The 25,443-nt window shown below is 69.1% G+C and carries 19 protein-coding genes and 3 pseudogenes; 13 read left to right on the top strand and 9 right to left on the bottom strand.

Annotated elements, in window-relative coordinates:
* The first annotated feature begins 84 nt into the window (after positions 1-84).
* The 4 genes from ABZ078_RS38600 to ABZ078_RS38585 all read left to right on the top strand — a co-directional run bounded on the left by ABZ078_RS38600 (position 85) and on the right by ABZ078_RS38585 (position 3,481).
* On the top strand, positions 85-861 hold the full coding sequence (locus ABZ078_RS38600) for an amino acid ABC transporter ATP-binding protein (RefSeq protein ID WP_356583207.1): 777 nt from the start codon (positions 85-87) through the stop codon (positions 859-861).
* Positions 862-983: 122 nt separating this feature from the next.
* A complete protein-coding gene (locus ABZ078_RS38595; protein WP_356583206.1) occupies positions 984-1,829 on the top strand; it encodes a glutamate ABC transporter substrate-binding protein in 846 nt (281 codons plus the stop codon).
* A gap of 96 nt (positions 1,830-1,925) precedes the next feature.
* Positions 1,926-2,600, top strand: coding sequence for an amino acid ABC transporter permease (locus ABZ078_RS38590; protein ID WP_356583205.1), 675 nt, complete (start codon positions 1,926-1,928; stop codon positions 2,598-2,600).
* Positions 2,597-3,481: an amino acid ABC transporter permease gene (locus tag ABZ078_RS38585; RefSeq protein ID WP_356583204.1), complete on the top strand. Its 885-nt coding sequence runs from the start codon at positions 2,597-2,599 to the stop codon at positions 3,479-3,481. The genes ABZ078_RS38590 and ABZ078_RS38585 overlap by 4 nt, the downstream gene beginning before the upstream one ends.
* Before the next feature lie 5 nt (positions 3,482-3,486).
* On the opposite strand, the pseudogene ABZ078_RS38580 reads toward ABZ078_RS38585, so the two are convergent.
* Positions 3,487-3,750: pseudogene (locus ABZ078_RS38580) on the bottom strand (integrase core domain-containing protein); the annotation flags it as partial.
* Between the two features lie 79 nt (positions 3,751-3,829).
* Between ABZ078_RS38580 and ABZ078_RS38575 the strand changes: the two are divergent.
* Positions 3,830-5,220, top strand: a pseudogene (locus ABZ078_RS38575) (IS30 family transposase).
* On the opposite strand, the pseudogene ABZ078_RS38570 reads toward ABZ078_RS38575, so the two are convergent.
* Positions 5,168-5,689: pseudogene (locus tag ABZ078_RS38570) on the bottom strand (DDE-type integrase/transposase/recombinase); the annotation flags it as partial. The pseudogenes ABZ078_RS38575 and ABZ078_RS38570 overlap by 53 nt on opposite strands.
* 1,774 nt (positions 5,690-7,463) lie before the next feature.
* Between ABZ078_RS38570 and ABZ078_RS38565 the strand changes: the two are divergent.
* The 5 genes from ABZ078_RS38565 (at position 7,464) to ABZ078_RS38545 (ending at position 11,431) form a co-directional block, all read left to right on the top strand.
* The gene (locus tag ABZ078_RS38565; protein ID WP_356583203.1) at positions 7,464-8,123 is read left to right on the top strand and encodes a response regulator transcription factor; all 660 of its coding nucleotides are present in this window, start codon (positions 7,464-7,466) and stop codon (positions 8,121-8,123) included.
* A gap of 254 nt (positions 8,124-8,377) precedes the next feature.
* Positions 8,378-10,057, top strand: coding sequence for an FAD-dependent monooxygenase (locus tag ABZ078_RS38560; protein WP_356583202.1), 1,680 nt, complete (start codon positions 8,378-8,380; stop codon positions 10,055-10,057).
* A gap of 93 nt (positions 10,058-10,150) precedes the next feature.
* Entirely contained in the window at positions 10,151-10,237 is an 87-nt protein-coding gene (locus ABZ078_RS38555) for a putative leader peptide (RefSeq protein WP_313960178.1), read from the top strand.
* A gap of 160 nt (positions 10,238-10,397) precedes the next feature.
* Complete coding sequence (locus tag ABZ078_RS38550; RefSeq protein ID WP_356583214.1) at positions 10,398-10,985, top strand: cysteine dioxygenase; 588 nt, start codon at positions 10,398-10,400, stop codon at positions 10,983-10,985.
* A gap of 14 nt (positions 10,986-10,999) precedes the next feature.
* On the top strand, positions 11,000-11,431 hold the full coding sequence (locus ABZ078_RS38545; RefSeq protein ID WP_356583201.1) for a rhodanese-like domain-containing protein: 432 nt from the start codon (positions 11,000-11,002) through the stop codon (positions 11,429-11,431).
* Positions 11,432-11,646: 215 nt separating this feature from the next.
* Here the strand turns inward: ABZ078_RS38545 and recX are convergent, their stop codons facing one another.
* Positions 11,647-12,681 (bottom strand): recombination regulator RecX, encoded by a 1,035-nt coding sequence (gene recX / locus ABZ078_RS38540; protein WP_356583200.1) that lies wholly within the window; start codon positions 12,679-12,681, stop codon positions 11,647-11,649.
* A gap of 3 nt (positions 12,682-12,684) precedes the next feature.
* Positions 12,685-13,812 (bottom strand): recombinase RecA, encoded by a 1,128-nt coding sequence (gene recA / locus ABZ078_RS38535; protein ID WP_356583199.1) that lies wholly within the window; start codon positions 13,810-13,812, stop codon positions 12,685-12,687.
* Positions 13,813-14,076: 264 nt separating this feature from the next.
* On the opposite strand from recA, the gene ABZ078_RS38530 reads away from it, so the two are divergent.
* Positions 14,077-14,322: a hypothetical protein gene (locus ABZ078_RS38530; protein ID WP_356583198.1), complete on the top strand. Its 246-nt coding sequence runs from the start codon at positions 14,077-14,079 to the stop codon at positions 14,320-14,322.
* A gap of 86 nt (positions 14,323-14,408) precedes the next feature.
* Here the strand turns inward: ABZ078_RS38530 and ABZ078_RS38525 are convergent, their stop codons facing one another.
* On the bottom strand, positions 14,409-15,680 hold the full coding sequence (locus ABZ078_RS38525; RefSeq protein WP_356583197.1) for an AI-2E family transporter: 1,272 nt from the start codon (positions 15,678-15,680) through the stop codon (positions 14,409-14,411).
* A gap of 60 nt (positions 15,681-15,740) precedes the next feature.
* Entirely contained in the window at positions 15,741-15,935 is a 195-nt protein-coding gene (locus tag ABZ078_RS38520; protein WP_356583196.1) for a DUF3046 domain-containing protein, read from the bottom strand.
* Between the two features lie 324 nt (positions 15,936-16,259).
* On the opposite strand from ABZ078_RS38520, the gene ABZ078_RS38515 reads away from it, so the two are divergent.
* Positions 16,260-16,904: a transposase gene (locus ABZ078_RS38515; RefSeq protein ID WP_356583195.1), complete on the top strand. Its 645-nt coding sequence runs from the start codon at positions 16,260-16,262 to the stop codon at positions 16,902-16,904.
* Here ABZ078_RS38515 and ABZ078_RS38510 read toward each other — a convergent pair.
* The 3 genes from ABZ078_RS38510 to ABZ078_RS38500 are packed head-to-tail and all read right to left on the bottom strand — an operon-like array spanning position 16,819 to position 20,677.
* Complete coding sequence (locus tag ABZ078_RS38510; RefSeq protein WP_356583194.1) at positions 16,819-17,535, bottom strand: alpha/beta fold hydrolase; 717 nt, start codon at positions 17,533-17,535, stop codon at positions 16,819-16,821. The genes ABZ078_RS38515 and ABZ078_RS38510 overlap by 86 nt on opposite strands.
* Positions 17,532-18,953: a salicylate synthase gene (locus ABZ078_RS38505; RefSeq protein ID WP_356583193.1), complete on the bottom strand. Its 1,422-nt coding sequence runs from the start codon at positions 18,951-18,953 to the stop codon at positions 17,532-17,534. Before ABZ078_RS38505 ends, ABZ078_RS38510 begins: the two co-directional genes overlap by 4 nt.
* 29 nt (positions 18,954-18,982) lie before the next feature.
* Positions 18,983-20,677: an AMP-binding protein gene (locus tag ABZ078_RS38500; protein WP_356583192.1), complete on the bottom strand. Its 1,695-nt coding sequence runs from the start codon at positions 20,675-20,677 to the stop codon at positions 18,983-18,985.
* 77 nt (positions 20,678-20,754) lie between these two features.
* Here ABZ078_RS38500 and ABZ078_RS38495 point away from each other — a divergent pair.
* Positions 20,755-25,443 (top strand): amino acid adenylation domain-containing protein (locus ABZ078_RS38495; RefSeq protein WP_356583191.1); only part of this gene is annotated, 4,689 nt, incomplete at its 3' end.

The raw sequence follows: 25,443 nt of genomic DNA, 5'->3' as shown, positions 1-25,443 counted from the left end.
TCAGATTCCCCTCAGAACTAATGACGCAGGTCGGATACGGTTATTACTGTCCTCCGAAACCGAGGAGGACGGAGCCTGAGAGCGATGACCGAAGTATCGGTGGCCAAGGAAGACGTGGCCGCGACCGGCGACCTGGTCGTCCTGAAGAACGTGAACAAGCACTTCGGGGCGTTGCACGTGCTCCAGGACATCGATCTGACGATCGCCCGCGGCGAGGTCGTCGTGGTCATCGGACCCTCCGGGTCCGGGAAGTCCACCCTGTGCCGCACCATCAACCGTCTCGAGACGATCGACTCCGGCACGATCGCCATCGACGGCAAGCCCCTGCCCGCGGAGGGCAAGGCGCTGGCCAAGTTGCGTGCCGATGTCGGCATGGTCTTCCAGTCCTTCAACCTTTTCGCGCACAAGACCGTGCTCGAGAACGTGATGCTGGGCCAGATCAAGGTCCGCAAGGCGGACAAGAAGAAGGCCGAGGAGAAGGCCCGCTCCCTGCTCGACCGGGTGGGTGTGGCCAACCAGGCGGACAAGTACCCCGCCCAGCTCTCCGGTGGCCAGCAGCAGCGTGTGGCCATCGCCCGGGCGCTGGCCATGGACCCCAAGGTCATGCTCTTCGACGAGCCGACGTCGGCTCTCGACCCGGAGATGATCAACGAGGTCCTGGAGGTCATGCAGCAGCTCGCCCGCGACGGCATGACCATGATCGTCGTCACCCATGAGATGGGCTTCGCCCGTTCGGCCGCCAATCGGGTGGTGTTCATGGCGGACGGCAAGATCGTCGAAGAAGCTGTGCCGGACCAGTTCTTCAGCAACCCGCGCAGCGACCGCGCGAAGGACTTCCTGTCCAAGATCCTGCACCACTGACGGGTGCGATCCCGCACCAGTGACGGACTGCTTCACGCACTCGACGACCTGCGTCATCCAACCCTGCGAGGGGACACCCCTCTGACGGGACGCACCTCTTCATCACGCAAAGGATGTTCACCATGAAGCTCCGCAAGGTCTCCGCCGCGGCCGCTGCTGCACTCGTCCTCTCGCTTACTGCTACCGCTTGTGGTGGTGGGGATGGGGGTAACGAGGGTGGTTCGGGTTCCGGTGGGGGCGACAAGATCAAGATCGGCATCAAGTACGACCAGCCGGGTCTGGGCCTGAAGGAGCCCGATGGTTCCTTCTCCGGGTTCGACGTTGACGTGGCCACGTACGTGGCGAAGGAACTCGGCTACGACGCCGACCAGATCGAGTTCGTCGAGACCAAGACTCCCGACCGCGAGAACGCGCTGAAGCGCGGTGACGTGAAGTTCATCGCGGCTACCTACTCGATCAACGACGAGCGCAAGAAGTCGGTCGACTTCGCCGGCCCGTACCTGCTGGCCCACCAGGACCTGCTGGTCAAGGCAGACGCCGACATCACCGAGGCCACCGACCTCAACGGCAAGAACCTGTGCTCGGTCGCCGGCTCGACCTCGGCGCAGAATGTCAAGAACGACTTCGCCCCGAAGGCCAATCTGACGGAGAGGACGGGCTACTCCGAGTGCCTCTCCGCTCTGCAGAGCGGCGCCGTGGACGCTCTGACCACGGACGACTCGATCCTCGCCGGCTACGCCGCCCAGGAGCAGTACAAGGGTCAGTTCAAGCTCGCCGGCCTCAAGCTGAGCAACGAGAACTACGGCATCGGTGTGCAGAAGGGCGACACCGAGACCCTCAACAAGATCAACGCCGCGCTCGAGAAGATGGTCAGCGAGAAGGCTTGGGACAAGGCGGTCGCCGACAACTTCGGTCCGGCCAAATACAAGAACGAGCCCGCGCCGAAGATCGGCGAAATCGTCAAGTAGCGCAACGGTCCATCGGCGTGCCGCCGCCCACCGCGATCAAGGCAGCGGCACGCCGCGCTGTCCACGTACGCCATCCACCCGGAAGCGCGGGAGATCGTGTTCGACTTTCTTTCTGACTATGACAACCCAAGCCTGCTGGGCGCTTTCTGGACGACGGTGCAACTCACCGTGTTCTCTGGTGTCGGCTCCCTGGTGTGGGGCACCCTCCTGGCCGCGATGCGGGTCAGCCCTGTCCCGCTCATGCGTGGCTTCGGCACGGCCTACGTGAACATCGTCCGGAACATCCCCCTGACGGTCGTCATCATCTTCACCTCACTCGGCCTGGCCGACATCTTCCGCGTGACGATGGGCGGCGACGACTTCAAGACCCAGTACTTCCGCTTGGCGATCCTCGGTCTAGTCGCCTACACAGCGGCCTTCGTCTGCGAGGCGATTCGTTCCGGCATCAACACCGTGCCGCTCGGACAGGCCGAGGCGGCCCGTGCCATCGGGCTGACCTTCAGCCAGACCCTCCGGCTCATCGTGCTGCCGCAGGCCTTCCGCTCGGTCATCGGCCCGCTGGCCAACGTGCTGATCGCCCTGACCAAGAACACCACCGTGGCGGCCGCGATCGGCGTGGCCGAGGCCGCCCTCCTGATGAAGGAAATGATCGAGAACGAGGCTGCGGTGCTGCTCATCAGCGGCATTTTCGCCTTCGGTTTTGTGGTACTGACCCTGCCCACCGGCCTCTTCCTCGGCTGGCTGAGCAAGCGACTGGCGGTGAAGCGATGACCTCCGTTCTCTACGACGCTCCGGGCCCCCGCGCCAAGCGGCGCAATGTGCTCGTCTCGGTGATCTTCTTCGCCCTGCTCGCCCTGCTGGCCTGGTTCGTCTGGTACAAGCTTGATGAAAAGGGCCAGCTGGAATGGGTCCTGTGGAAGCCGTTCACCCAGTCGGAAGCCTGGACGACCTATCTGCTGCCGGGTCTCGGCAACACAATGAAGGCCGCGGCGCTGGCCATGGTGATCGCCCTTCCGCTGGGCGCGGTCTTCGGTATCGCACGCCTCTCCGACCACTGGTGGGTGCGGGTCCCGGCCAGCGCGGTGGTCGAGTTCTTCCGGGCTATCCCGGTCCTGCTTCTGATTCTGTTCGCCAACGAGTTCTACGACCGCTGGACGAACGTCACCACTGAACAGCGCCTTCTCTACGCGGTCGTCACCGGCCTGGTGCTCTACAACGCGGCCGTCCTCGCCGAGGTCGTACGGGCCGGCATCCTCGCTCTGCCCAAGGGGCAGACAGAGGCCGCGATGGCGATCGGCCTGCGCAAGAACCAGACGATGCGCAGCATCCTGCTGCCGCAGGCCGTCACCGCCATGCTGCCGGCCATCGTCAGCCAGCTCGTGGTCATCGTGAAAGACACCGCGCTGGGCGGCGTGATGATCGGGTTCACCGAGCTGCTCAACTCGCGTGGCACGCTCGCGGCGAATTATGCCAACGTCATCCAAAGCTTCGTCGTGGTGGCGATCATGTACATCGTGCTGAACTTCATCATCACCAGCTTCGCGAGCTGGCTGGAGAAGAGGCTGCGGCGCAGCAAGCGGAGTACCGGGGCCGTCATCGGTGCCGACGAGATCGAGGACCTCAATGCGGCTGAACCGCCCCGGGTTCGGTAGAGATCTCAGACTGTGGTTGTGACCTGGGGTTTCGTGGATTCCATGTAGTGGTTGGCCTCGTACTCGACGGGCAAAACGTGGCCTATTTCACCGTGGAGGCGTCGGTGGTTGTACCAGTCGACCCACTCGGCGGTGGCCAACTCAACGTGGGAGAGGGACCTCCAGGGACGCTGGGGTTTGATCAACTTGGTTTTGTACAGGCCGATCGTCGATTCCATCAGGGCATTGTCGTACGCATCTCCGACTGATCCGATACTCGCCGCGATGCCGTCCGCGTCGAGGTGTTCGGCGAGCTGGGCGGATTCAAGTGGTCGTCGCAACACTTCGTGGCAGAGGGAGTGTGTTGTGGTGCAAGGACGCGCGCGTGCGGCGTTGCGGGCGGGGCGGCCGCCGTTGCGGTTGCCGGGCAGACCGCCCGTCAATCGGGCGGCGGAGAAGCGTCAGTTCTGGAGGCTGATTGCACAGGGGCTCTCCAGCGAGGAGGCGGGTGCCGCGTGCGGGGTGTCGCAGCCGCTGGGCGGCCGGTGGTTCCTTGAGGGTGGCGGCATACCGCCGATCAGCCTGGACGAGCCCTCGGGCCGCTACCTGTCGTTCGCCGAGCGTGAGGAGAATGCGCTGCTGCGCGCGAAGGACCGTGGGATCCGGGAGATCGCACGGGAGCTTGGGCGTTCGCCGTCGACGATCTCGCGTGAGCTGCAGCGCAACGCTGCCACCCGTGGCGTGCCACTGGACTACCGGCCCTCGGTCGCCCAGTGGCACGCGGACCGGCAGGCTCGTCGGCCCAGGTCCTGCAAGCTGGACGAGAATCCGCGGTTGCGGGAGTGGGTGCTGGACCGCCTGGCCGGGACCGTGCGAGCGGAGGACGGCAGCGATGCAGTCGGCCCGGAAGTACCGTGGAAGAAGCGGCGGCACGTGCGGCAGGGCGGACCGGCGGTGGGGGACGGCATGGAGTCCCGAGCAGATCGCCCGACGCCTGCCGCTCGATTTCCCCGAGGACGACAGGATGCGCATCTCCCACGAGGCCATCTATCAGGCGCTGTTCATCCAGGGTCGGGGCGGTCTGCGGCGTGAGCTGTCCGCCTGCCTGCGCACCGGTCGCGCCCTGCGGGTTCCCCAGGCCCGCACCCAGGGACCAGGGAAGAAGTTCGTCACCGATCAGGCGAAGATCAGCGAGCGGCCAGCCGAGGTGGAGGACCGGGCGGTCCCCGGCCACTGGGAAGGCGACTTGATCATCGGGCTGAACAGCTCGGCGATCGGCACCCTGATCGAACGCACTACCCGGTTCACGATATTGCTGCACCTTCCGCAGATGCCCGGCCACGGCGGCCCCCGGGAGAAGAACGGCCCGGCACTGGCCGGACACGGCGCCGCGGCGGTCCGGGACGCCATCGCCACCACGATCGCCTCACTGCCTGAGCAACTGCGCAGGACACTCACATGGGACCAGGGCTCGGAGATGGCCGAGCACGCCCAACTGCGCATCGACAGCGGGCTGGAGATCTACTTCGCCAACCCGCACAGCCCCTGGCAGCGCGGCACCAACGAGAACACCAACGGGCTGCTGCGGCAGTACTTTCCCAAGAGAACGGACCTCTCCCGCTACGACCGCCGAGCTCGATGCCGTCGCCGCCACCCTGAACGGCCGACCACGCAAGACCCTCGTCTGGAAGACTCCGGCCGAAGCCCTCAATGAGCAGCTACAGTCGATCCAACAAGCTGGTATTGCAACGACCGGTTGAACCTGAGCTGGCTGCCGGCATCGGAATGGTGGATCAGCTGCCCGGGAGTGTGCGGGCGGCCCTCGCGGTCACGCTGCCACAGGGCCATCTCCACGGCGTCCAGGATGAGTTGGGCCTCCTTGGCGGTGGAGACCGACCAGCCGACGATACGCCGGGAGAAGGTGTCCACGACGAAGGCGACGTAGACGACACCGCTCCAGGCGGCGACATGCGTGAAGTCGGCGACCCAGCAGCGGTTCGGGGCACTGGCGACGAAGTCTCGGTCGAGGAGGTCCGGGGCCCGCTCCGCGGCCGGATCGCTGGTCGTCGTGATCAGCTTCCTGCCGCGGACGGCGCCGGTGATGCCGAGTTCGCGTATGAGGCGCTCGACGGTGCAGCGGGCCACCACATGTCCCTGCCGGTGCAACTCGCGCCAGATCTTCCGGGCCCCGTAGACACGGTAGTTGGACGTGTAGACCTCCTGGATCCGCTCTTTGAGTTCTCATCACGCAAGCTGCGGGCGGAGGGAGTTCCGAGGCGTTTCTTGTGGGCGTAGTACGTGGAAGGGGCGATCTTGCAGTCGTGCCCGGTGAGCGTTCTACAGATCGGCTCGACGCCGCCGAAGCAGTCCCGGTGCTCGTCGATGCGTGTGTGGCCGGTCGAGCCTGAGCTGGGCGGACTCCTCCGTCGTCATCCCCCGACGCGTCCCCGCGTCGATCTCGTGCTGCTTTACCCAGTTCCGCAGCGTCTCGCGGGAGCCGACGTCGAGATTCTCGGCCACCGCCTGTAGGCGGCCGTCTCGTTCGGGTAGTCGTCGCGCACCTCGGCGACCATGCGCACCACACGACGGCGGAGCTCAAGTGGGTAACGGGAAGGTCGTGCCATGACTCGACCCTTTCATGAAATCGAGTCTCCATTCGAACCGAGGCGGTTGGAGACGGATGCACCGATATCGACAAAGAGCGGGTCTTGGCCGCTGACCCCGACACACAAGAGAGCGACCCCCGACAATGGATATGCCGGAGGTCGCTTTCTGGCCGCGTTCAGGAAAGGAATTTGACCGCCTTTTGATTGACCAAACCCTCCATCTGATGAGCGGCCAACTCCTTAATGTCCCCTAGTCATGATTCCTGGGGTTACCACCTGCGTCAGCGGGGGGCAGAATACAATGGAATCTCCGGAAGACTTCCAAACCCCTGCCTCCCGATTGACGGTACCACCGGCATCCAGCCTTCGACAAACCACGATGGCCTTGTAGTGTCCGCCGTTACTCCTATCACACCAGGCCCTCGCGCCGTCCAAGTACTTCTCGAAACCGCAGCGCGTTGGATGAGCCCTTATGGTAGCGGACTCATCGGCGGCTGCAGCGGCCGTGCCTTGAAATCCCAGGACGGACGCCGCCAACACACCACTGGCAACCAGCACAGACCATTGCTTCTTCATTGATGCGAATCCTTTCTCGATCTAATCGATCCGGGCCATGTAACCTAGAGCGTCTCCTGCGCGCCTAAGAAACTCTTGTCTCGACGCCTGCAACCAAGGGCCTGCTGGCCCCCTGGCAGTACGCAAAGGAGGGCGCTCCGTTCCTCTTCCAGTTGCCCACAGGAGTCGTTATTTTCCCGGTCTCTGGATCCTTACAGTTTGCGATCGCTCGGTAGGAACCACCATTGGGGTGATTGCACCAGGCCGCTGTCCTCCATGCATCAGCGATCTCGAACTTACAGCCGGTGGGTCGCGCTTTCACCTCGACGCTCTCGGCTGATGCTGTGGCAGGTGCCGTAAGCATCACGCCGACAAGAGCGAAGCCGGCCAGGAGGGCTCGTCGGATTTTACGCACGAAACTACCTCTTCTTCTTGAAGATCTCGATGAGCAGCTTGAGGACCCGCTACGAGGCTCAACATTTTCCACAACCAGCCTCTCGGACTTAGGGCATGCAGGACATCCACCGACAGATGGGAATCACATCCAGCACCCCCAAGATGGAGGGTTGACACTCCCCAAGAGAGTCAAAGCACGGCGCTACCAAGCTGGGCAATTATTGAAGACTCTCGCCTACACCTCAAGAGGGACATCCAGGAAATGGGCGACAAACGCAGGATAATCCACATTGAGGGGAGCCAAGAGGCTCAAGAAAAGCTCAACTTGACGCAATTGCACTCCGCCTCATCCAGAAGGGTCGATAAACTCAACCGAGTGCACTTAGTGCTCCGCCTCTCATGACCGGAGTGGCGGACTGAGCGAGACACAGATCACCGGGGGGCGAATGGTGCGGGTGACACTTGTCAGCGATGGGCGTTTCTTTCGCGCAGGCTTGCGCGCCATCTTAGAATCTCAACTCAATCTCTGCGTGGTTGCCGAAGGGAAAATATGCCAAACGTTCTCCTTGCTTGAAGTCGCACGCCCGGAACTTTTGCTACTCTGCCCTTCTTCACACAGAGAAGCAATTCAGCCGCTGACGCAAATTAGACAGCTTTCACAGCATCCCTCGACTCTCGTTATACTGGAATCCGTATCGGAAAGGGGAGCGCGTGCACTACTCACCCTTGGCGCCTCCGGAATCCTGCTGCAAGAGAGCGCACCGCGACATTTACCATGGGCAGTCCTTGCGGTGTCTCAAGGAGGCTGCGCCCTCTCACCTGAGATATCCAAACGGGTAATCCGCGAATACACTGCACCAATGACCGAGTCGACACAGAAGAGGACTGCGCAGACGAAGATCTACACCCTCACCGCGCGGGAGCGAGAAGTCCTAGATTTGTTGGCTGACGGCCTGCCGAACCAAGCCATAGCTCATGCTCTGACCATCAGTCCGGGGACGGTGAAGGATCACGTGCATTCCATATTCTCGAAACTGAATGTCAATAGCCGCCTCCACGCTGCTCGTATCGCATGGGAGGCCAAAGAATTCCGCAACTCAGCTTAACGTAATAGACGAACTGTCAAGATCATTCACCAGACCCGACGAGAGCTTGTGGTCGGAGAGTGCCGTAGCTCGCTTGGCCGCTCCGGCATATAGCTTCGGCCTTGATTCGATACCGTCTGGGGCGGGCGCTAGCTCCGTCACTTGACGCAAGCACCGGCAATGGGTTGCATACGTTCTGTGATCGTGCACCCTGCTCCAACTTTCTGTTCACTTGCGTCCCTCGGGACACCACTGCGGGCAGGGGGCGCCGCGCCGTGGACCCGGTGATCATCGTGGGAGCGGGGCCCGTCGGGCTCGCGCTCGCCCTGGCGCTGGCCCGTCAGGAGGTGCCGTCCGTCGTTCTCGACGAGGGGCCCGGCAAAGACGAGCCACGCCTCGCGCGCACCGTCGTACTGCGCGAGGACACCGCCGCCCTCATGGAGCGCCTGACCCGTACTCCGCTCGCTGGAGCCGGCGCGCGCTGGGCCGGATGGCGGGCTATGCGGCGCAAGCAGGTGATGCGCGAGGTCAAATTCGGCGGCACCGCAGAAGGGCACGAGGGCGCCACGAACCCCGCCCCCCTGCACATCGCCCAGCACGTGCTGACCGGCGCCCTGCGCGCGGCTGTCGCCGACGAACCGCTCGTCAAGGTCGCCGTGGACAGCCGCCTGGACGCCCTTGAGCAGGAGCCCTCGGGCGTCGCCGCCCACACTCGCGGGCCCAAGGGCACCTGGTGGCGCGGCAGCTACCTCGTCGGCTGCGACGGCACGCGCTCGACCGTGCGCAAACTCCAGGACATCCGTTTCCCCGGCCGTACGGCGGTGGAACGGCACGCCGTCGCCGCGCTGCGGGCGGAACTTCCGTGGGACGGTGAGGCGTTGCTCCACAGGATGCCGCCGTGGCGGATGTCCGGACCTTCGGGCGGGGAGGTCACGGCACGGCCGCTCCCGGACGGGGTCTGGCGTCTCGACTGGCTGCTGCCGCCGGGCAAGGACCTGGTCACGCCGGAGATGCTCGTCTCCCATGTACGGGACACCCTCGCCGGGTGGACCGGCGGGTCAACGCCGTCGTACGAACTTCTGGACACCGGTGTGCACACGGTCCACCACCGGCTGGCCCGGCGTTGGCGGGTGGGTCGCGTCTTTCTCGCCGGGGACGCGGCGCACTGCCTCGGCGCGCTCGGCACGCACGGGCTCGATGAGGGGCTGCGGGACGCCGACAACCTCGCCTGGAAGCTGGCGCCGGCCTGGCACCACGGGCCGTGTGAGGCGCTGCTCGACAGCTACCAGGCGGAGCGGCGTGCCGTCGTCGCCGCCCGGTTGCGCGCCGCCGACCAGGCGCTGCCGCTGCTGCGCGGCGGAGGAGGGCTGCGGGCGTACGTCCCCGGTTCCGCACGTGGAAACGACGCGCTGCTGATGGACGGCCACTTGGGGCAGGGCCCGATCGGTGCGCCGGGGGCGTACGCCGATTCGCCGTTGACGCCCCGGCACCTGGAGGGCGAGGTCCCTGTCGACACGCCGCGCGGTGCGCAGGTCATGGACGTGCGCGTCACCGCGGAGGACGGCTCCTTCGTGCGACTGCGGGACCGGCTCGGGCGCGGCGCGCTGCTGGTCCTGCTGATCGCGCCGGGCACGGGCGTGTGGGAGCGCAAGCACTGGGCGACCGCCGGGATCATGCCCCGGTTGGCGGCCGCGGTGACGGCGCTGCCCTACCGGGCCGAGTTGCTGGTCGCGGAGAGCTACCCGGGGGCGGCCGCGCACACGGTTCTGCTGGTGCGCCCCGACGGGCATCTGGTGACGGCGCTGAGCGGGGTGCGGCCGGCCGATCTGTACACGGCGGCCGAGACGGCGTTGGGCGGACCGGTCAAGGCGGCGGCTGGGACCACGGCGGGGGCCGGGGCGGGGGCCGGGGCTGAGGCCGGTGCGGAAGCCGGTGCGGCCGCTGGTTCCCGCTGACCGGCCGTAGGAACGTAGTACTCACCGTCACTGTGCGGTCCGCATAGTGACGGTGAGTTGACCGGTTCACACCGGCGTGGTGTACTCCGGACCGTGACCGACACCTGTGTGCGCCTGTGGCGGAGGGTCCATATGGACCTCGTCCGCTATGCGGGCTGCGTGTGTCGTCCGTCCTGCTGAACTCGCATCCCCTCTTCGGCGCGCGCCGCGATCTTCGCCTGCGCTGTCGCGCCCTCTTCGCGAACTCTCTTCAGGACGGTCCCCCTTGTCCCTTTCGTCTGTCTCCCCTGCCGCTGTTGCCGCCGTTGCCGCCTCTCAGCCGGTTTCCGCGTCGGCTTCCATCTCGGTCTCCGCACCGGCGTCCTCTGCATCGGCGTCCTCTGCACGAGCGTCCGCCGCACGAGCGTCAGCCGCACCGGCTTCCGCGCCTGCGTCCGAGCCGACGCAGGCGGACCTTCTCGCCTTCGTACGGCGCACTGCCGCCGACCCCGACTTGATCGCGTCGCTTCCGCTCGATCCCGAGGGCCGTACCTGGGTACGGCTGGAGGGCCCCGGCGGCAGTGAGGCCTGGCTGATCGGGTGGCCGCCCGGAACCGGCACCGGCTGGCACGACCACGCCGACTCGGTCGGGGCCTTCGTGACCGCGGCCGGTGAGCTCAAGGAGAACTCGCTCGCCGTCCGGCTGCCCGCCGACGGGTGGAAGACGCTGGAACTGACGGACGGCGTGGACCTCGAACGCCGGCTGCCGACCGGCAAGGGCCGTTCCTTCGGCCATCACCATGTGCACGAGGTCCTCAACGAATCCGCCGATCAGCATGCGATCTCCGTTCACGCCTACTATCCGCCCCTGCCACAGATGCGCCGCTTCAGCCGCAGCGGGCCGATCCTGCGTCTGGAGCAGGTGGAGCGGCCGGAGGACTGGCAGTGAGTGGGGTGGATGGCGTGACCGCGACGAACGGCGTGGGTGAACGGCCGGTCGGCATCGACGAGTTGCTGGAACGAGTACGCGCGGGCTACGAGCGGATCGAACCGCGGGCGGCCTACGAGGCCACCCGGATCGGCGAAGCTCTGCTGGTCGACATCCGGTACGCGGCCCTGCGCGAGCGGGACGGGCTGATCCCCGGTGCCCTCGTCATCGAGCGCAACGAACTCGAGTGGCGGCTCGATCCGCAGGGCGGCCATCGTGTCCCCGAGGCCACCAGTCATGACCTGCGGATTGTGGTGATCTGCAACGAGGGATACGCGTCGAGCCTGGCGGTCGAGTCGCTACGGCGACTGGGACTGCACCGGGCCACCGATCTGGTCGGCGGGTTCCAGGCTTGGCGGGCTGAGGGGCTGCCGGTGACGTCGTGGGTGGCGAGGGGGGCGGGCTAGAGGCTGGCGGTCGGAAGACGTCCGCGGCTCCGGGCAGCGACTACCGGCCGCACTGCCCGGCCCTCACCTCCGTACCCGTACCGTGCCAGTACCCGAAACCGGCCCCGAACGCGATGGGCGCCCCCGCGCGTCCACCGTGCCCGGGGCCGGAACTCTGAGATCGCCGCCCGCCTCCCGCTCCCAGGCCCCTTACGAGCCCCCGTGGGCCGTCGGGTTCAGAACCCCTCGTCCCCGAGGAACTCCGTATCCTCGCCCTCCTCCTCCAACGCCTGCCGAACCACCCGCAGAGCCATCCCCTCGGGATAACCCTTGCGGGCGAGCATGCCCGCGAGGCGGCGCAGGCGTTTGTCGCGGTCGAGGCCACGCGTGGAACGCAGCTTGCGGGCGACGAGTTCGCGCGCGGTCGCCTCCTCCTGCTCGGAGTCGAGCTGAGCGACGGCCGCGTCGATCAGTGTGGAGTCGACGCCCTTGGTCCGCAGTTCCCGGGCGAGCGCGCGGCGGGCCAGTCCCCGGCCGTGGTGCCGGGACTCCACCCAGGCGTCCGCGAACGCGCTGTCGTTGATGATGCCGACCTCCTCGAACCGCGACAGGACCTCCTCGGCGGCGTCGTCCGGGATCTCCCGCTCGCGCAGGGCGTCCGCGAGTTGCTTCCGCGTGCGCGGGGTCCCGGTGAGCAGGCGCAGACAGATCGCCCGCGCCTGCTCCACCGGGTCCGCTGGAGGCACCACCGCCCCGGCCCTCGACGAGGAAGCGGCACCTCCGTCCTCACCGGACGACTCTGTACGGCTGCGCCGACGACGCCCCCGTGAGCTGCCCGAGCCGTCCGAGCCACCCGCGGCGTCCCATCCCCGAGCCCCACCTCGGCTCCGGCGTGAGCCGCCGTCGGACGCACTGGTGCCGGCCCCCGCATGGCCCCTCGGCCATGCTTCGCCGTCCAGCGCGCCTTGACCTGGCGCGTCGCCATACGTCAGGTCAGGCACGTCTTCGTACGGAGAACCCGGCGCCTCGTCGTACGCCGGACCTGGCTGCCTGCGGTCCGTCAGCCCCGACTCGTCGCCGTATCTCCCGTACGGCCCGCTCCCGCCGTACAGCGCCGTGCCGTCGTTCCCCCCGTCCGTGTCGTGGGCCGTGTCCCCGCCGTAGGAGTCGCCGCCCGTTCCGGAGGGGGAACGCCCGTGCCCGCCTCTCCCCCGCTGATGCGGAGCGTCCGGGTCGGCGGCGTACTCGGCCCAGTCCGTTCGCCGTGTCACGGGTCAGCTCTTGGCTGCCGCGGCCTTGGTCTTGGCCGCCTTGGCCGCCGCGGACGCGGGCACCGCCTTTCCGGCGTCGTCCGGGGTGGCCGAGACCGCGGCGTCCGCGCCCGGCTCGGCGGCCGGCTCCTCAGGTCGCACGCCGACGCCCAGCTTCTCCTTGATCTTCTTCTCGATCTCGTTGGCCAGGTCGGGGTTGTCCTTCAGGAAGTTGCGCGCGTTCTCCTTGCCCTGGCCGAGCTGGTCGCCCTCGTACGTGTACCAGGCGCCGGCCTTGCGGACGAAGCCGTGCTCCACGCCCATGTCGATCAGGCCGCCCTCGCGGCTGATGCCCTGGCCGTAGAGGATGTCGAACTCGGCCTGCTTGAAGGGCGGCGCGACCTTGTTCTTGACGACCTTGCAGCGGGTGCGGTTGCCGACCGCCTCGGTGCCGTCCTTCAGGGTCTCGATGCGGCGGATGTCGATACGCACCGAGGCGTAGAACTTCAGCGCCCGGCCACCGGTCGTGGTCTCCGGCGAACCGAACATCACGCCGATCTTCTCGCGGAGCTGGTTGATGAAGATCGCGGTGGTCTTGGACTGGTTGAGCGCGCTGGTGATCTTCCGCAGGGCCTGGCTCATCAGGCGTGCCTGCAGACCGACGTGGCTGTCGCCCATCTCGCCCTCGATCTCCGCGCGCGGAACGAGCGCCGCGACGGAGTCGATGACGATGAGGTCGAGTGCGCCGGAGCGGACCAGCATGTCCACGATCTCCAGCGCCTGCTCGCCGTTGTCCGGCTGGGAGAGGATCAGGTTGTCGATGTCGACGCCGAGCTTCTTCGCGTACTCGGGGTCGAGGGCGTGCTCGGCGTCCACGAAGGCGACCTGGCCGCCGGCCTTCTGGGCGTTCGCCACCGCGTGCAGGGTCAGGGTCGTCTTACCGGAGGACTCCGGGCCGTAGATCTCCACGACACGGCCGCGCGGCAGACCGCCCACGCCGAGAGCCACGTCGAGGGCGGTCGAGCCGGTCGAGATGACCTCGATGGGCTCCTTGGTCCGGTCGCCCATGCGCATGACCGCGCCTTTGCCGAATTGCCGTTCAATCTGTGCGAGCGCGGCGTCGAGCGCCTTCTCGCGGTCGGTTCCTGCCATGGGTTCCACCCGGTTTGCTTGAGTCGATCGCTTCACGTCAAAGACGCTAACGCCTGCCACTGACAATGCGCCCCGACGTCCGTCCGGCCTGTGGATAACTCGGGCACATCTCAGTCCAAACCGTGGTGAAATGCGCGCCGAGCGCCTCGCCGGAGCCTCCATAAGAATGGATGTTCGATTTTCGTGTCAAGCGCACCACAAGCAAGCAGGCGCGCTCCTTGAACTGCCCAGTTCTGCACGCTGCTGACCTGGCATGATGCCCCCATGGAAACCGGGTTCCCGTGGGGGTCCACGCCGATCGTCGATCTCCGCCTGTGGCGCTCCGACGCCATCGTGCTGTTCGACTGGCTGATGAGCACCGACCTGGACACCGTGCCGGTCACGCACCCGGCACAGAAGCAGGCTCTCGCAGACCTGCTGACACGTTTGGAAGAGGTGGACGTCATCGAGTCCACCGATGAAGAGATCGCCGCAGCCCAGGCAGAGGTGGCCAAGGACATGGGCTGGTAGGGAACAGGACATCTACGCTCGCGGTCAGCGGCACCCCGGACTCCTGCCCGGCCGCCGCCGTCGAGGCACGGTCCGCACAGCCGGACTCAGGCGGAGCTCTCCCCGGAACCCCCCTTGTCCGCCGGGGGGTGATCCCCCGGTCGCCGCGCCCACAGCCCACGCGCGCGCGTGAAGAGGCTGCGCCCCGTTCCCCGCCACCGGTGCCCGTGGACGCGGGGGTCGTCCGTGACGTCGTACCTCTTCACGTACGCCCCCAGGAACGCCTGCAGCGTGGCGACCGCCGGGATGGCGATCAGCGCACCCACCGCGCCGAGAAGGGCGGTGCCCGCGACGACCGAACCGAAGGCGACCGCGGGGTGGATGTCGACGGTCTTCGCGGTCAGCTTGGGTTGCAGCACATAGTTCTCGAACTGCTGGTAGACCACGACGAAGATCAGCACCCACAGCGTGTACCAGGGATCTACCGTGAAGGCGATCAGCATGGGCAGCGCGCCCGCGAGGTACGTGCCGATGGTGGGGATGAACTGCGAGACGAGGCCGACCCACACGGCGAGCACGGGCGCGTACGGCACGTCCAGGGTCGCCAGCAGGATGTAGTGGGCTATGCCGGAGATGAGCGCCATCAGGCCGCGCGAGTACAGGTAGCCGCCGGTCTTGATGACGGCGATCTCCCATGCGCGCAGCACCTCGGTCTGCTTGGCGGGCGGCAGCACGGAACACAGTGCGCGGCGCAGCCGCGGGCCGTCCGCGGCGAAGTAGAACGAGAACAGCGTGATCGTCAGCATCTGGAAGAGACCGCCGAGGACCTGGGCGGACACGTCCAGGACTCCGGTCGCGCTGTTCTGCACGTAGTTGCGCAGCCAGTCGGAACGGAGCAGCCCCTCCTGGACGTCCACGCGGCGCAGCTCGGTGTTGAAGTGCGTGTTGATCCAGTTGATGACGGAGTCGAGGTAGTTCGGGAAATCCTCGACGATCTTGATGATCTGGCCCGCGAGCATGGAACCCATCAGGGTCACGAACCCGGCGGACACGGTGATCACAGCGAGGAAGACGACGGCTGTCGCCAGGCCCCTGCGCATGCCGCGCGAAGCCATCCAGCTCACCGCGGGCTCGATGGCCAGGGCCAGGAAGAACGCGATGAGGACGTTGATCAGCAGCCCGGTGAGCTGGTGAAAGGCCCAGCTGCCCAGCTGGAACACGCCGACGAGCGCCAGCGCGAGGACCATCGCGCGCGGCAGCCAGCGCGGCATGCGGGCGTTGGCCCCGGCGTCGCCCTGCCCCGGCGGCGGGGTGGGCGGCGTCGTGCCGAACGGGGATCCGTGCTGGGCGAACTGCCCGGTCTCGTCAGTGCGTGCCACGATGCCAGTCTCGCCCACACCACCGACAATCGGCTGCCGTCCTGCGATCTTCGTGACCGGTCAGCGCTTTTCCCCCGGAATGTTCATGACGGCGCAGACCACGCGCCACACTTCCTTGGCGTCCCAGCCGGCGTCCAGCGCCTCGATCACCGTGCGCCCACCGAGTTCCGACATCACGTGGTCGCGCGCGAACGTCTCGGCGTATCCGGAACCGAAGTGGTCCGCCATCCGCTGCCAGAAGACCGTCAACCGCATGAGTTCCGCTCCATACCCACCATGACCTGCATGTTTCCCGCCTCCCACACCCCCGCATGACCGTCAGGGGGTTTCCAGAGAGTTCGCCTCCCACTGAACCAAGCATCCATGGCGGCGCGACCGCGCGTGCCTGCGTCGGGCATGAAGTGAGTGTATGTACGCAGAGTAAAGCCAGCGTCGGCGTGCCCGAGCCAGCGGGCGAGGGAGACGATCGACTCGCCGGCTTCGAGCTGGACGCTGGCGTAGGTGTGGCGCAGGGCATGGAAGCCGAGCTCACGTGACGGCTCCCCCTTGCTCTCGTCGGAATCGGGGTCCGCTTTGCCGATGAGTCCCGCGGAGGCGAGCGCGGGCTTCCAGAGGCGGCTGCACGCGAAGCGCTGGCAGCCGGTGCCGCATCGACTTCCCGCGTCTTGCCACCCTTGGGGAGCGCAAAGAAGAGGTGGCCGTCGATCATGCAGACCTGCCGCCGGCTATGCACCGGTCCCGGTTCTTCTTCAAGCTGCACGTCTGGCACGGACGCCGGGGCGAGCCGAAGGCGTTCTCCTGGCGCCAGTACCGGGATCTGATCGTCATGACCATCTGCAGCTCGGAACCGCGGTGGTGTGGTGGTGGGGCAACCTGAACGTGCACGTGGTCAAGGAGCTGGCCGGCTTCGCCGAGGAGCACCAGGACTGGTTACAGATCTTCCAGCTGCCCTCCTGCGCTCCGGAGCTGAACCCGGCCGAGAGGATCTGGTCGCTCCTCAAGCGGCACCTGGCCGACTTCGCCGCCGCCGACCTCCCACACCTCACCCGCGTAGTTGAAGTAGTTGAAGGGCCACGCCGTGCGGGAACGGGCACCCCTCACTCCAGCGACTCGAATCCCAGTGGGACGCGACCCGCCGTCAGCGCGAAGCCAGATGCTCGAGGACGGCCGCGAGCCTGGCAGGCTGCTCGTACATCGCCAAGTGGCCGCAGTCCAGGTCGGTGACGTCGACGCCCCCGAGGTGGGTGATCTGACGCTGCTGGGCGGCGAGGGGGAGCGCCCTGTCGCGGCGCAGACGGATGTAGGTGCGCGGGACGGGAGGCAGGCCGCCGCGCGACACTGGTTCGAGGAGCGGTCCCGCCGCGTCGTCGACCAAGTGAGACAGGACGTGATCGGCGGTGTCGGGCGGCAGGTCGCGGCAGTAGCTCCAGCGTGCCGCCACCCGCGCCGGGCGTGGTGACAGGCCGGAGCGCAGCCGCCTGCGCATCACCGCGCGGACCAGGAGCGGGAAGCCGTCGAGGGCACAGGTGCCCTCCCGTGGCACAGTCGCGGCCAGGAACACCAGGCGGTGAATCCGGTGCGGGAGCAGCGCGGCGACCTGCGGTATGACAACGCCCGCCTGTGAGTGGCCGACCAGGACGACCTGGTCGAGTCCGGCCGCGTCGATGTCGTCCGCCACCGCTCGGGCCAGGTCTCCGATGGTCAGGGTGGTGAGATCCGCGGGTCTGCCGGCACGTCCGGGGAGGTCGGGGGTGAGACACGTGGCGGACAGGTGGGGCAGGACGGGCTCCCAGCAGGCGCCCGTGAGCCAGCCGCCGTGGACCAGGACCAGGGCTGGGCGCGGCTGGTCGCTCATCGCGGCTCCGCGGGTGCCGTGCCGGGGCTGTGCCGGAGGTGCGGTGCCACGCTGCGGAGCTTCTCGCAGGTCTCGTCCCACTCACGTTCCGGTGTCGACTGCCCCATGACTCCGGCTCCCGCCCGCAGCCAGCTGCGGCCGTCACGCTGGAAGACGGTGCGCAGGACGAGCGCCGCGTCGAGGGAGCCGTCGGCGTCGGCGGTGAATACGGCTCCGGCGTACAGCCCTCGGGGTTCGCTCTCGTATCGGCCGATGGCGCGCAGTGCCTCCGGTTTCGGGCAGCCGGTGGCGGTGATGGCGGGGAACAGCGCCGCGAAGGCGTGCCAGGGGCCCCGGTCGTCGGCTAGGCGTCCCGCGGCGCGAGAGGCGAGGTGCTGCACCGAGCCGCGTTCCCGAACCGTCATGAACTCCTCGACGACGACCGTGCCTTGGCGGCAGACGCCGGTCAGTTCGTCGACGGCGAGTCGGACGGAGAGGGCGTGTTCGTGGATCTCCTTGGGGTCGCCGAGCAGCTCGGCCCGTAGCCGCGCGGTCTCCTCGAGGCGCGGGTCGAGGGCACGGGTGCCGGCGAGTGGCTGGGTGGAGACGCGGCGGGTGCCCGCGTCGACCTCCACGACGGTCTCGGGGCTGAAGCCCGCCGCTCGCCAGCCGCCGAGGTCCAACAGGAAGGACCGAGCGGGGGTGTTGGCGCGGCGGCCTGCCAGGTAGGTGGCGGTCAGGTCGGGGGCGGGCGTGTGCGCGGGCATCGGCAACGGGCGGGACAGTACGGCCTTTTGGAGGAGCCCTGCCCGGATGTCGTCCACCGTGCGCAGGACGGCATGCTGGTACGGCCCTGCCCCGGAGGCAAGCAGTTCTTCCACGTCTGCGAGGACTTCGCCCTGCGCTCCCGTGGGACTGGCCAGAGCCTTGGCGACGAGGGGTATGTGTTCCGGGTCCGCAGTCCGTATGTGTGCCGTTCCCGGGGCCAGAGCCACCTCGGTGGTCGGCAGCATGAGGTGCAGCAGCGGCTCGTGCCCTGTGTCGCCCGTGTCCGGGTGCAGCAGGTGGGCCAGTTCGAAGGCCGCCCAGCCGTACACCCGCCAGTCCCGGTGCGGCAGTTGGGCCAGGGCGTCGGCGAGCTGCTCCAGCGGCGCCGTGCCGAGGGGCCGGGTCATGGAGCGGCTGCCCCAGCGTACGGTGATTCCTTCGGCGTCCAGGGTGACGCTGGCCGCGGGGCCGGCGGCGTAGTGCCATACCCCGGCGCGCTCGTAAACGACGTATTCGCCGCCGAGACCGGAGCGGGCGAGGCGGACCGCCGCCTCCGCCGGGTCGTCGGGGGACTCGACGGTGTGTGCGGGTCCCGGTGCGGGCAGGGCGTCGGCCCAGGAACCCCAGGAGTCCTGGGACGCGCCAGGCGTACGGGACGGGTGCGAAGTCACGGCAGTCCGTCGAGGATCGGTCGTAGCGGTCATGAACGAGGGTTCCCTTCCTCGCGCCGCGCGCCCTCGGCCGCGAGATCGCGGGCCAGCGCCGTCAGCGCCTTCTTGTCGGTCTTGCCGACGGCCGTCACCGGGAGGGCGTCGAGGCTCTCGATCCGGTCGGGGATCTTGTACGGGGCCAGGCCGCGTTCGCGGAGGAAGGCGGCCGCCGCGTTCCGATCGGGGGCGGTGGCGCCTGGCCTGGGGACGACGAAGGCGCAGGTGCGCTCGCCGAGCAGGTCGTCCGGGACGGGGACGACGGCCACGTCCAGGACCGCCGGGTGGTGGGCGAGTTGCTCCTCGACCTCGGCGGCGGCCACCTTGTCGCCGCCCCGGTTGATCTGCTCCTTCACCCGGCCCTCGACCACGAGGTGGCCCGTGGGGGTGCGCCGGACGAGGTCGCCGGTGCGGTAGTGGCCGTCGGCGGTGAACGCGGTGGCGTTGTGCTGGTCGGCCCGGTAGTAGCCGCGCAGGGTGTAGGGACCGCGGGTGAGGAGCCGTCCGGTCGTGCCGGGCGGGACGTCGCGGTCGTCCTCGTCGACGATGCGGAGTTCGTCGTCCGGGGACAGCGGACGGCCCTGCATGTGCAGGACGACCTGCTCCGGTGCATCCGGTTCGGTGTAGTTCAGCAAGCCCTCCGCCATGCCGAACACCTGCTGCAGGACAGGGCCGAAGGCGCCGCGCACCTGGACGGCGTGCTCGGGCAGCAGCCGGGCGCCCCCGACCTGGAGCAGTCGCAGCGAGGACAGGTCCGCCTCGCCCCACTCCGTCGCCGCCGCCCACATACGGGCGGTCGGCGGCACGAGCGCGGTCGCTGTGACGCGTTCGCGCTCGATGAGGGCGAACGCCGCGTCCGGGTCGGGCTCGTCGGTGAGTACGGCGGTGCCGCCCGCGTGCAGCGCGCCGAGCACTCCGGGACAGCCGAGCGCGAAGTTGTGGGCGACGGGCAGCGCGGCGAGGTAGACGGTGTCGGGGCCGAAGCGGCACAGCTCGGCGCTGGCCCGCACGTTGTACGCGTAGTCGTCGTGGGTACGCGGGATCAGCTTGGGCAGCCCGGTGGTGCCGCCGGAGACCAGGAGCAGAGCCACCTCGGAGGCGTCGTCGGGGGCAGGCGACAACTCCCCGGCGGTTCCGGGGCCGTCGAGCGGGAGGTGCGCGCCCGGCTCGCCGGCCACCAGGACGTGCCGCAGGTCCGGGCACTCCTTGACGACCTCGGAGGCCAGCTCCCGGTGGTCGAAGCCCTGGTGGACGTCCGGGACGACGTACGCCACGGCCCGGGACAGCCGGCAGAGGTGGACGATCTCGCTGCGGCGGTGCAGCGGCAGGGCGAGGACGGGGATCGCGCCGAGTCGCTGGAGGCCGAAGAAGACGGTGAAGAACTCGGGCACGTTCGGGAGCTGGAGGACCACGCGGTCCCCCACTCGGACGCCGAGTCCCGCCAGCCGGCGTGCGACGCGGTCGGCGGATCGTTCCAGCTCCGCCCGGTCCAGCCGTCGTTCGCCCTGCACGAGGGCAATGCGGCACGGGTGGGCGCGAGTCCAGGTCCGCAGTAGCTGATCGAACGTTTCACCTCGCCAGTACCCGGCCTCCCGGTAGCGCTCGGCGAACTCCTCGGGCCACGGCGTACAGCCGTCCAGCACGTGATCCCCCTCTGGTCGTGTCCTGCTCGGCAGGGGCTTGTCCATCCCGTTCTTCATACTGTAGGAAATGAATATCATTTTCAATAGGATCACACATCGATCGCATCGAGGCTGGTGACGCAGTGTCAGAACCCGATCCCCTGCGGACGGTCCGCCCCCTGATCACGGACTGGCTCGGCCCGGACGCCGAGCGGGTCGGCCCCCACGACAACCTCATCGAGCAGGGCCTGGACTCCATCCGCCTGATGACCGTGTCCGCGGCACTGCGCCGCGCCGGCATACGGCTGACCTTCGCGGAACTCGCCCGCACGCCCACGCTGCACGCGTGGGAGGAACTCCTGGCCGAGCGATGTCCGAGCCCTGGCAGCCGGACCCAGGAACCGCCTGAGCGCACCCCGGCCGATGACGAGACCTCCCCCTTCGACCTGGCCCTGATGCAGCACGCCTACTGGGTGGGCCGCGGCACGGAGCACGAACTCGGCGGTGTGGCCGCGCACTTCTACAACGAGTTCGACGGCGAGGGCGTCGACCCGCAGCGCCTGGAGCGCGCCGTACGCGCCCTGCTCGCCCGGCACGCCCAGCTGCGCGCCGTGTTCGGCGACGACGGCCGCCAGCACACCCCGGCCGCCTCCTCCTGGCCGGGGCTTCGCGTGCACGACCTGCGTGCGCTGACCGAGGAGGAGGCCGACCGCCGGCTGGAGCGGCTGCGGGACGAGCTGTCGCACCGCATGCTGCGGGTCGGCGCGGGCGAGGTCTTCGACGTGCAGCTGTCGCTGCTGCCCGGCGGCCGGACGCGTACCCACCTCAACCTCGACATGCTCGCCGCCGACGCGCTCAGCCTGCGCGTCCTGCTCGCCGACCTCGCGGCCCTCTACCGCGGTACGGAGCAACTCCCGCCCATCGGCTTCAGCTACCGCCGCTACCTCGCCGACCGTGGCGCCTCCGCCGAGCGGGAACGCGACCGTGGGCGGGACGCCGCCTGGTGGGCCGCCCGGCTGCCGGACCTGCCGGGCGCCCCCGCGCTGCCCGTGGCCCAGGGGCCGGTCCTCCCCCGTGTCACCCGCCGTCACCACTGGCTGGCGCCCGAGGGGCGCGAGGCCCTGTTCGCCCGCGCCCACCGGCACGGTGTCACCCCCGCGATGGCCCTGGCCGCCGCGTACGCCGAGGTGCTCGCCGCCTGGAGCGCCGAGCACCGCTTTCTGCTGAACGTGCCGCTGTTCGACCGCGAGCCGCTGCATCCCGATGTCCCCCTGCTCGTGGGCGACTTCACCGGGTCCGTGCTGCTCACCGCCGACATGTCCGGCCGGGACTCCTTCGAGCACCGCGCCCGCGCCCTCCAGGAACGATTCCTCGACGACGCCGCGCACGCCTCGTACTCCGGTGTCGAGGTGCTGCGCGACCTGAACCGCGCCCAGCGCGGCGGCGGACGGGTCCTCGCCCCCGTGGTGTTCACCAGCGCCCTCAACCTGGGCGAGCTGTTCTCCGAGGACGTGCGCGCCTGCTTCGGACGGCCGGTGTGGATCATCTCGCAGGGCCCGCAGGTATGGCTGGACGCCCAGGTCACCGAGCTCGACGGCGGCCTGCTCGTGAACTGGGACGCGCTGGAGCAGGCGTTCCCCGAGGGAATGCTGGACGCGATGTTCGCCGCGTACCGCACGCTGGTGGACTCCCTCGCCGCATCGGACGCTTCCTGGGGTGCGCCCGTGCCGGACCTGCTGCCCGAGGGCCAGCGGGAGGCCCGCGCGCATGCCAACGCCACCGACGGTCCGCGCACCGGGCTGCTGCTGCACGAGGACTTCCTGTCCCGCGCCGAGCGCACCCCGGAGAGGGCCGCGCTGCTGTGGGGCACGGACGACACGGACGGCTGCCTCACATACGGCGAACTCGCTGACCGGGCCCGGCGGATCGCCGCCGCGCTCGCCGCGCACGCCGTCGGCCCCGGCGACCGGGTCGCCGTCTGCCTGCCCAAGGGGCCCGACCAGATCGCCGCCGTGCTCGGCGTCCTGACGGCGGGCGCGGCCTACGTGCCCGTCGGGCGCGACCATCCGCCGGCGCGACGCGATCGGGTACTGACCCGTGCGGAGACCCGGGTCGCCTTCGTCACCGAGGACACCGCGGCGCTGCCGGAAGGTGTGGTGGCACTGACGGTGGCGGACGCCTTGGCGCACGCGCCCGTCAAGGAGCCCGTCGCGGTGCCGGAGGACGACCCGGCGTACATCCTGTTCACCTCCGGCTCCACCGGCGAGCCGAAGGGCGTCGTCGTGCCGCACCGCGCGGCGCGCAACACGGTCGACGACCTCGACGAGCGCTTCGGCGTGGGTGACGGCGACCGGATGCTCGCGCTGTCCGCGCTCGACTTCGACCTGTCGGTGTACGACCTGTTCGGGCCGCTGTCCGCCGGCGGCGCGGTCGTGCTGGTACGGGAGGAGGACCGGCGGGACGCGGGGCGCTGGCACGCGCTGATGCACCGGCACGGTGTCACCGTCCTCAACTGCGTGCCGTCCGTGCTGGACATGCTGCTCAGCACCGCCGGAGACGGCCTCGGGGCGCTGCGGCTGGTGCTGCTGGGCGGTGACTGGGTGGGCGTCGACCTGCCCGGCAGACTGGCGGAGCGCGCGCCTGCCTGCCGGTTCGTGGCACTGGGCGGTACGACGGAGACGGCGATCCACTCCACGGTGTGCGAGGTGACCGGCGCCGACGTTCCCGAGGACTGGACGGCGGTGCCGTACGGGACGCCGCTCGGCAACGTCCGGTGCCGGGTCGTCGACGCCCGGGGCCGGGACTGTCCCGACTGGGTGCCGGGCGAGTTGTGGATCGGCGGGGCCGGGGTGGCCGACGGCTACCTCGGCGATCCCGAGCGCACCGCCGACCGGTTCGTCCGGCACGACGGGCTGCGCTGGTACCGCACGGGCGACCTCGCCCGCTACCGGCCCGGCGGCACCGTCGAGTTCCTCGGCCGGGCGGACTCCCAGGTGAAGCTGCGCGGCCACCGGGTGGAGCTGGGCGAGGTGGAGGCGGCACTTGAGCGGGCGCCGGGTGTGGGGCGGGCGGTCGCGGCGGTCGTCGGCGACGCGGACGGGGCGTCGCGGGCGCTGGTGGCGGCGTACGCGCCCGCGCTCGGCAAGGAGCCGGGCCGCAACGACGGGATCAGACCCCAGGTCGTGGCCGCACGGCCGGATCCGCTGGAGGCCGATGTCGTCGCCCATGTCATCGGCCGCGTTCTCGACGACGGGAAACTGCCTCTCGCCGAGTCCATGCGTGGTCTGGTGCACCTGTGGCGGGACTTTCTCAGCCGCCATCCGGAGCCGGCCGACGCGGAGCGCCTGGCCGAGCGCGTCGCCGGAACCCGCCTCGAAGCCGTGTTCGCCCGGCTGGACGAGCGGCTGCCGGACCTGCGGGCCATGCTGACCGGCGAGCGCGACCCGCTGGAGCTCCTCGACGACCCCGTTCTCGCCCCGGAGGCGGCGCTCGACGCGCTGCCCGCCACTGCTCAGGCCGCAGCGGACTGCGCGGAGGCACTGCGCGCCCTCGCGGCGGAGCCCGGCCGCAGTGCGCTGCGGGTCGCGGTCGTCGGGGCGCGCGGCGGGCTGGGTGTCCGGCGCGTGGTGGAGCAACTGCCCGCCGATTCCGTGCGGTTGACGCTTCTGGACACCTCTGCCGGGCTTCTGGAGCGAGCCCGTGAACGGCTCGCCAACCTGCCGCACGAGGTGCGGTACCAGGCGCTGCCGGACGGTGCGCTCCCCGAGGGCCTGCCCGGCGCGTTCGACGCCGTCCTCGCCCTCGGCTCCCTGCACGCCTTCGACGACCCGGCCGCCGGAGTCGCCCAGGTGGCGGCCCTGCTGGCTCCCGGGGGCGTGCTGCTCGCGGTGGAGCAGGGCGGTCTGCCGCCGCTGGGGCTGATCTGTGCCGCGCTGCCCACGCGGGGGTTCGCGAACGTGGACCCGGCCCGCCGCGCGGCCGGCAGCCCGCTGCTGCCGCCGTCGGCCTGGGAGCAGTTGCTGCGCGGCCATGGGTTCAGCGGGGTGGGCACGTCCGTACGTGACCAGGAGCCCGCGCTGCTGATCCGCGCGGTCCGTGATCCGGACGGCCGGTCGTACGACACCGACGGTGTGCGTGCCTTCGCCGCCGGCCAGGTGCCGTCGTACATGGTCCCGGACCGGCTGGTCCTGCTGCCGGTCATGCCGCTCACCGCGAACGGCAAGGTCGACCGGCGTGCGGTGCGCGAGCTCCTCGCCCGGCACGTCTCGTCGGCGCGGGACCGCACAGGGCAGGGCACACCGCCCCGGCCCGGTGTGGAGGAACGGGTCGCCGAGGTGTGGCGGGATCTGCTCGGCGCCCGGAGCGTGCACCGCGAGGACGACTTCTTCGCGCTCGGCGGCGACAGCCTGCTCGCCACGCGGATGCTGCACCGCCTGGGCGAGCGAGGAGTGCGCGGCGCTCGCATCGCCGACCTGTTCACGAGCCCCGTGCTGAAGGACTACGCCGCCACGCTCACCCAGGACGCGGGCGGCTGCGCCGCGCCCGCCCTCGTACCGGACCCGGAGCACGCGCACGAGCCGTTCCCGGCGACCGACGTGCAGCGCGCCTACTGGCTGGGGCGGTCCGAGGAGATGCGGCTCGGCGGGGTGGGGGCGCACTACTACTCGGAGTTCGACGGCACCGGCGTGGACCTGCCGCGGCTGGAGGCGGCCTGGCGCAGGCTCGTCGTACGGCATCCGATGCTGCGGGCCGTCTTCGACGAGGACGGACGGCAGCGCGTGCTCCCCGAGGCCGCGCCGCTGGGCAAGGGCTCGTCGCGCAGCGCACCGACC

The organism is Streptomyces sp. NPDC006385 (genome assembly GCF_040612485.1).
In the GTDB taxonomy this organism is placed as follows: Bacteria; Actinomycetota; Actinomycetes; order Streptomycetales; family Streptomycetaceae; genus Streptomyces.
This window is presented reverse-complemented; position numbering and strand designations above follow the sequence as displayed.